Source organism: Pseudomonas sp. FG86 (assembly GCF_057808775.1).
This window is the reverse complement of record NZ_JBMDIS010000160.1, coordinates 1-6,387: the sequence shown is the minus strand read 5'-3', so window position 1 is coordinate 6,387 and position 6,387 is coordinate 1. Positions and strand designations below refer to the sequence as shown.

General features: G+C 51.6%; 6 protein-coding genes. 5 read left to right on the top strand and 1 reads right to left on the bottom strand.

Annotated elements, in window-relative coordinates:
• Nucleotides 1-131: 131 nt before the first annotated feature.
• From ACODSV_RS35725 to ACODSV_RS35715, 3 genes are all read left to right on the top strand, one after another.
• Nucleotides 132-377, top strand: coding sequence for a DUF2933 domain-containing protein (locus tag ACODSV_RS35725; protein ID WP_050587200.1), 246 nt, complete (start codon nt 132-134; stop codon nt 375-377).
• Nucleotides 378-379: 2 nt separating this feature from the next.
• Nucleotides 380-2,737: a heavy metal translocating P-type ATPase gene (locus ACODSV_RS35720; protein ID WP_419722489.1), complete on the top strand. Its 2,358-nt coding sequence runs from the start codon at nt 380-382 to the stop codon at nt 2,735-2,737.
• 111 nt (nt 2,738-2,848) lie between these two features.
• Complete coding sequence (locus ACODSV_RS35715) at nt 2,849-3,049, top strand: heavy-metal-associated domain-containing protein (protein ID WP_080034399.1); 201 nt, start codon at nt 2,849-2,851, stop codon at nt 3,047-3,049.
• A 30-nt stretch (nt 3,050-3,079) separates the two neighbouring features.
• On the opposite strand, the gene flgB is transcribed toward ACODSV_RS35715, so the two are convergent.
• Nucleotides 3,080-3,493, bottom strand: a complete 414-nt coding sequence (gene flgB, locus ACODSV_RS35710) for a flagellar basal body rod protein FlgB (RefSeq protein ID WP_019334908.1) — start codon at nt 3,491-3,493, stop codon at nt 3,080-3,082.
• 382 nt (nt 3,494-3,875) lie between these two features.
• Between flgB and ACODSV_RS35705 the strand changes: the two genes are divergently transcribed.
• Together ACODSV_RS35705 and ACODSV_RS35700 are read left to right on the top strand one after the other, a co-directional pair.
• Nucleotides 3,876-4,082: a co-regulatory protein PtrA N-terminal domain-containing protein gene (locus tag ACODSV_RS35705; protein WP_019334907.1), complete on the top strand. Its 207-nt coding sequence runs from the start codon at nt 3,876-3,878 to the stop codon at nt 4,080-4,082.
• A 178-nt stretch (nt 4,083-4,260) separates the two neighbouring features.
• Complete coding sequence (locus tag ACODSV_RS35700; protein ID WP_138725961.1) at nt 4,261-6,198, top strand: copper resistance system multicopper oxidase; 1,938 nt, start codon at nt 4,261-4,263, stop codon at nt 6,196-6,198.
• Nucleotides 6,199-6,387 lie beyond the last annotated feature (189 nt).

Sequence of the window (6,387 nt, the reverse complement as noted above, 5' to 3'; positions counted from 1 at the left end):
CAGTCTGGGATGGTCGGTCAATTTGACCTGAAGTGAGCCTGAACTGACCGCTAAACCCGCGTCTCCTCAAGAGTTGGCTACGCTCTGAGGCAGACATCAGAGCAATTCGCTCACACGCTGGGGTCTAGATCATGAATAACCATCAGCATCCGGCTGGAAGCATCACCACCCCATTTTGGACGCGCAAAACAGGCGTTGTGCTGATTATGTTCATTGTGATCGGCGCCTTCTACGTGGTGCGGGAGCATTTCAGCCACGTCTATCCATACTTGCCCTATCTCATTCTGTTGATCTGTCCATTGATGCATTTTTTTGGGCATGGACATGGCGCACATGACCATGGCAATCAGGCGCAAGCCAACAAGGAAGAGAAATAGCTATGCCCAATAAACCGAGCCACCACGATCACGGTCCTACCCACGCAGCCTCGCCCCCTGACGCTGATCTACGTGACCCGGTGTGCGGCATGACGATTACGCCTCCAAGTAAATTTGGCGAGTCTTATCAGGGACAGATTTATCAGTTTTGCAGCCAGAAATGCCAAGAGAAATTTCGGGCAGCTCCAGAGCACTACAGCGGTATTCATCCCAGCACTGAACCCAGCATCGCGGCTACAGAGCCCGCGCTCCAAGTAGCCACTGAATTTACCTGCCCGATGCACCCGGAAATAAAACAGCCAGGGCCCGGCAATTGCCCAAAATGTGGCATGACATTAGAACCTGTCATTCCGGCGCTAGATGACGATGACAAAACCGAGCTCCGTGATTTCGCGCGCCGCTTTTGGTGGTCTCTGCCTTTAACCGTGATAGTGACCGTTCTAGCCATGGCGGGCCATTCATTACAACTCTTCCATGGCTCGGTTCAAAACTGGATCGAGTTTGCTCTTGCGACACCGGTCACCTTATGGGCAGGGTGGCCCTTTTTTGTAAGGGGCATAGCATCTGTTAGAAATCGCAGTCCAAATATGTGGACTCTGATAGGTTTGGGTACTTCCGCAGCTTATCTTTACAGCGTCGCAGCAACCCTCTTTCCCCAAAGTTTTCCCACCACCTTCATGCAAGATGGACGCATCGGCGTTTACTTCGAAGCCGCTGCAGTCATCATCTCGCTCACCTTGCTTGGGCAGATTCTGGAGCTAAAAGCACGGTCACAAACCTCCGCCGCCATTAAGTCCCTTCTAGGCCTATCTCCCAAAACTGCACGCAAGATCAACGCCGATGGTCAGGAGGAAGACATTCCTCTTACCCATGTTCACTTGGGCGACCATTTGCGGGTCAGACCTGGTGAAAAGGTGCCAGTTGATGGCTCTGTGCTCGAGGGAGAAAGTGCGGTGGATGAGTCCATGCTCACTGGTGAACCTGTGCCGGTAATGAAAAGACCAGGGGATAGTTTGATCGGCGCCACGCTTAATACTCACGGGAGCTTGGTGATGGAGGCGCAAAAGGTCGGCGCCGACACCATGCTGTCTCAGATAGTGCAAATGGTCGCTCTAGCCCAACGCTCCAAAGCGCCAATGCAAAGAATGGCCGACTCGATCGCAGGCTACTTTGTGATAGGGGTTATCGCGATTGCGTTGCTGACATTCTTAGGCTGGGGACTATTCGGCCCGGAACCCAGCTGGGTCTTCGGCCTGATCAACGCTGTCGCCGTACTTATCATCGCTTGCCCCTGTGCACTTGGTCTCGCAACGCCCATGTCGATCATGGTTTCAACGGGTAAAGCGGCCAGTATGGGTGTGCTGTTCAGGGACGCCAGTGCTATTGAAAACCTTTGCAAGATCGACACGCTGATTGTCGATAAAACGGGAACCCTGACAGAGGGACGGCCGGTATTTCACAGTGTGGAGGCCACACCAGATTTTAACCCACACGATGTTCTTCAACTGGCCGCTAGCCTTGATCAAGGCAGCGAACATCCTTTGGCGCACGCCATCGTCGATCACGCCCGAACTGAAAATATCGCGCTCACCAAGCCTGAATCGTTTGAGTCCGGGTCTGGGATTGGAGTCAGTGGCCTTGTTGATGGCAAGAAAGTACAGCTGGGCAACACAGCACTGATGGATGCTGCCGGTGTAAGCACTAAGGTCTTACAGTACCGTGCAGAGTTGTTGCGCCTTGAAGGCATCAGCATCATCTATCTAGCAGTTGACGGGGTTCTGGCAGGATTACTGGCGGTCTCAGATCCGATAAAACCGACCTCCAAAGAAGCAGTCACCAAGCTTAAAGCTGATAACGTAAAAATCATCATGGCCACCGGAGATGGTCTCACCACCGCACGTGCTGTCGCCAAGGAGATGGGTATTGAAGAGGTTCATGGAGAAGTTAAACCTCAGGACAAAGAGCGCCTGGTGGCGGACCTCCAGCGATACGGTCGAAAGGTTGCCATGGCCGGCGACGGTATCAACGACGCACCGGCCTTGGCGCGTGCAGATGTGGGCATTGCCATGGGTACAGGGACTGATGTCGCGATGAATAGCGCTCAGCTCACGCTGGTAAAAGGCGACCTGATGGGGATTTTACGGGCACGGGCACTTTCGGTTGCGACAGTAAAAAACATGCGGCAAAACTTGGGTTTCGCCTTCCTTTACAACTCAATGGGTATTCCCTTGGCCGCAGGCCTACTCTATCCGCTGACCGGGCACCTTCTGTCGCCAATGATCGCTGCGTTAGCCATGAGCGTCAGTTCTGCGTCTGTAGTTTTCAATGCTTTGAGACTGAGGAATACCCATATAGCTTGAGCGCAACCGTTGCTCGCACCCCACAAAACATAACTCTTGACCTTACCGCGGTGTCAACGTTGATGCTGTAATCGCGGTGAAAAGAGACCGCTCAGCACAAGAGGAATAACCATGTTCGTCTTAAACGTATCAGGCATTGGTTGCGGTAGCTGCGTCAGCAAAATCACTAAAGCGATTCAATCGTTGGACAGCGAGGCTAAAGTATCCGTGGATCGCGCGGCAGGTAAGGTAAGAGTTGAAAGTAGCGAAAACCCAGAGCAAGTTCGTAAAGCTGTCGAATCACTCGGTTTCCCATCGCAAATCAGCGCTTAAGGCGCTGATTTCATTGTTGGGTAAATTTTACTAATCACCTCGCAGAGCTTTAAGCAGCCCCTTAAATGCTCCGTTCAATCTATTAAAAGCGCTTTCAAAATGAATTTCGTTCTCAGTAAACTTTGCAACTTCAAGCTGTGCATCCACAGTATTTTGATCAAGTGAAGGTTGGTAAGGCGTGCTGTAAAACAAACCATCACCTTGACCATCACTTGCTAATTCGTTTGCGGCAATATGTTTTAGGTTTGTTGTTTTCAAAGAGAATGGAGAATTCAAGCCTCGTGTTGTCTGGCTGGCGAGCACAGCAGAAAACTCCAAATCTCTAGCCTTAAAGTTAGGAGTATCGGCGTTAGCGATATTATTGCTAAGTACCTCAGCTCTTTGGCTGCGATAAATTAACGCTCTTTCTGCGGAGCCAAGCGCTTTTTCAAAATTAATGCTCACAAGCGGCCACCTTCCGTCACGCTACTATTCCCCATTTTCACCTATATCAAACACTTATGTGTTGAATATGGTGCGTCTGAGTTGGCTTATAACTCCGGTGCAAATTCAAAAAACGTCAAGCCCTGTGAAAGTGACCGAAAGCACAGAACACCGAACGGCTAAATTTTAGGAGCTTGATTTCAGCGAATTCCGACAGTGGATAGACCATACGGATTAAGTACATCGCACCTCAAGAGAAATATCGGAACCTGACACAACTGTAATATTGGCCTAAGCTGCCTGACAGGAAATCAGTCTTATAGTCTTATTGAGCCTTAAGCTCTTCCCTGAGCATCAACTTTGTTGTGGATTCAGGGGCTACCATCTATCAGAGGAAACCCAAATGAACCCTATCAAAACCTTGTTCATCATCGCTGCTCTGACCGTATCTTCTTTTGCTATGGCTGAAGGCGGAGGTGACCGCACTTTCGAACGTATGGAAGCGGCCAGGAGTAACTCGATGGAATCGTACCAAGTAGCCCAAACGAAAAATGCCCAGCCTCCTGTCGCGGAAAGCAAAGCTAGGGCGATGGACCACAAAAATTGCTAAATATTTGAGCTACGCTCACAAGCTGACAGAAATGTAATCACTGTGGTGGTTTAAATGTGGCAATTTCTGAGCTCGCTTACCGTTTGAGTTCGTCTTTTGTAACGGTGAGTGAGTCTCATCCAGACAATTCATTTGTTGTTTCGCGCGGCTTCCCTTTTGACTGATTGGACATAACGGCATGCACTCCAAAACCTCTAGGCGGACATTCGTGAAAGGCTTGGCCGCTGGTGGCATTCTCGGCGGCCTTGGCCTTTGGCGCACTCCTGTATGGGCGGTGACAAGTCCTGGTATGCCGAGCGTACTCTCCGGTAACGAATTTGATCTGTTTATTGGTGAAAGCCCTGTAAACATCACAGGCTCGCCTCGCACAGCTATGACCATCAACGGATCATTGCCCGGACCTTTGCTGCGTTGGCGTGAGGGGGAGACCGTCACTCTGCGTGTAAAAAACCGTCTAGACCAAGACACATCAATCCATTGGCACGGGATCATCCTACCCGCCAACATGGACGGTGTGCCTGGCTTGAGCTTCCATGGCATCGCACCCGATGGCATGTACGAATACAAATTCAAGCTTCATCAGAACGGAACCTACTGGTATCACAGCCACTCGGGTTTGCAGGAGCAGGCAGGCGTTTACGGCCCAATCGTCATCGATTCGAAAGAACCTGAACCGTTTCAATACGATCGCGACTACGTGGTGATGTTGACTGACTGGACCGACGAAGATCCCAGTCGCGTTATGGCGAAGCTCAAGAAACAATCGGGCTATTACAACCATCACAAGCGCACCGTCGGAGACTTCATAGACGATGTCAGCAGCAAAGGTTGGTCTTCGACGGTAGCAGATCGAAAGATGTGGGCTGAGATGAACATGAGTCCTACTGACCTCGGCGATGTCAGCGCGGATACCTATACCTATCTCATGAATGGCCAGGCACCCAACGGTAACTGGACTGGTATTTTCAAACCGGGCGAGAAACTCCGTCTGCGCTTTATCAACGGCTCGGCCATGAGCTATTTCGACGTCCGCATTCCTGGGTTGAAGATGACCGTGGTTGCCGCAGACGGTCAACATGTCAAGCCGGTGAGCGTCGACGAGTTTCGTATTGCGGTAGCTGAAACATATGACGTTATTGTGGAGACTGCTACTGATGAGGCGTACACCATCTTCGCTCAGTCTATGGATCGCACAGGTTACGCTAGCGGAACACTTGCAGTGCGTGACGGCCTAAAGGCACCGATACCTGCAATTGACCCACGTCCTATAGTAACTATGGATGACATGGGGATGGGCGGTATGGCTGGTATGGACCATGGCAGCTCGGGTGGAATGGGCGGCGGCGACATGGCCGGCATGGACCACAGCAAGATGGCAGGGATGAACCAAGGTGACATGACCGGGATGACCGGGATGACCGGCATGGACAGCGGTGACATGACTAACATGGCTAGTATGGATCACAGCAAGATGGCTGGCATGGACAAAGGCGACATGTCCAACATGGCTGGCATGGACCACAGCAAGATGGCAGGAATGGGCAGTGGTGATATGTCAGGGATGGCTGGCATGGGAGGTATGGGTGGAGGAATGCAGACTCACCCAGCCTCTGAAACCAACAATCCCTTGGTTGACATGCAAGCCATGAGTCCAACGCCAAAGCTGAACGATCCTGGCATAGGCTTGCGGAACAATGGTCGTCGAGTGCTCACTTACTCCGACTTGAAAAGCACTTTCCAAGACCCTGACGGCCGCGAGCCAAATCGTACCATCGAGCTTCATTTGACCGGTCACATGGAGAAGTTCTCGTGGTCGTTCAACGGCATCAAATTCTCTGACGCCGAACCGCTGCGCCTGAAGTATGGCGAGCGTCTGCGCATCACCTTGGTGAACGACACCATGATGACCCACCCCATCCACCTTCACGGCATGTGGAGTGACCTCGAGGATGAGAACGGCAAGTTCATGGTGCGCAAGCATACGATCGATATGCCACCAGGTACCAAACGCAGCTATCGAGTCACCGCTGATGCCTTAGGCCGTTGGGCATATCACTGTCACCTGCTTTTCCATATGGAAATGGGCATGTTCCGTGAAGTACGGGTAGATGAGTAAAGGAGACGATCTGTGAGCACATACCTAAATCGTAATTCCCTCGTGGGTTGCCTCTTTGCTGCTGTCCTGCTGAGTGGACTCTCGTCCACGGTGCTGGCAGAGGAAAATGGCAGCGACCATTCAACCACTGTTCCTGCTACAGCAACGGACAAGCCAGCAACGGCAAACGATCCGAAGCTAGATCACGGG

Coding starts and splice junctions, on each gene's coding strand:
- ACODSV_RS35725 (WP_050587200.1), top strand. CDS start 132: ATGAATAACCATCAGCATCCGGCTGGAAGCATCACCACCCCATTTTGG.
- ACODSV_RS35700 (WP_138725961.1), top strand. CDS start 4,261: ATGCACTCCAAAACCTCTAGGCGGACATTCGTGAAAGGCTTGGCCGCT.
- ACODSV_RS35720 (WP_419722489.1), top strand. CDS start 380: ATGCCCAATAAACCGAGCCACCACGATCACGGTCCTACCCACGCAGCC.
- ACODSV_RS35705 (WP_019334907.1), top strand. CDS start 3,876: ATGAACCCTATCAAAACCTTGTTCATCATCGCTGCTCTGACCGTATCT.
- ACODSV_RS35715 (WP_080034399.1), top strand. CDS start 2,849: ATGTTCGTCTTAAACGTATCAGGCATTGGTTGCGGTAGCTGCGTCAGC.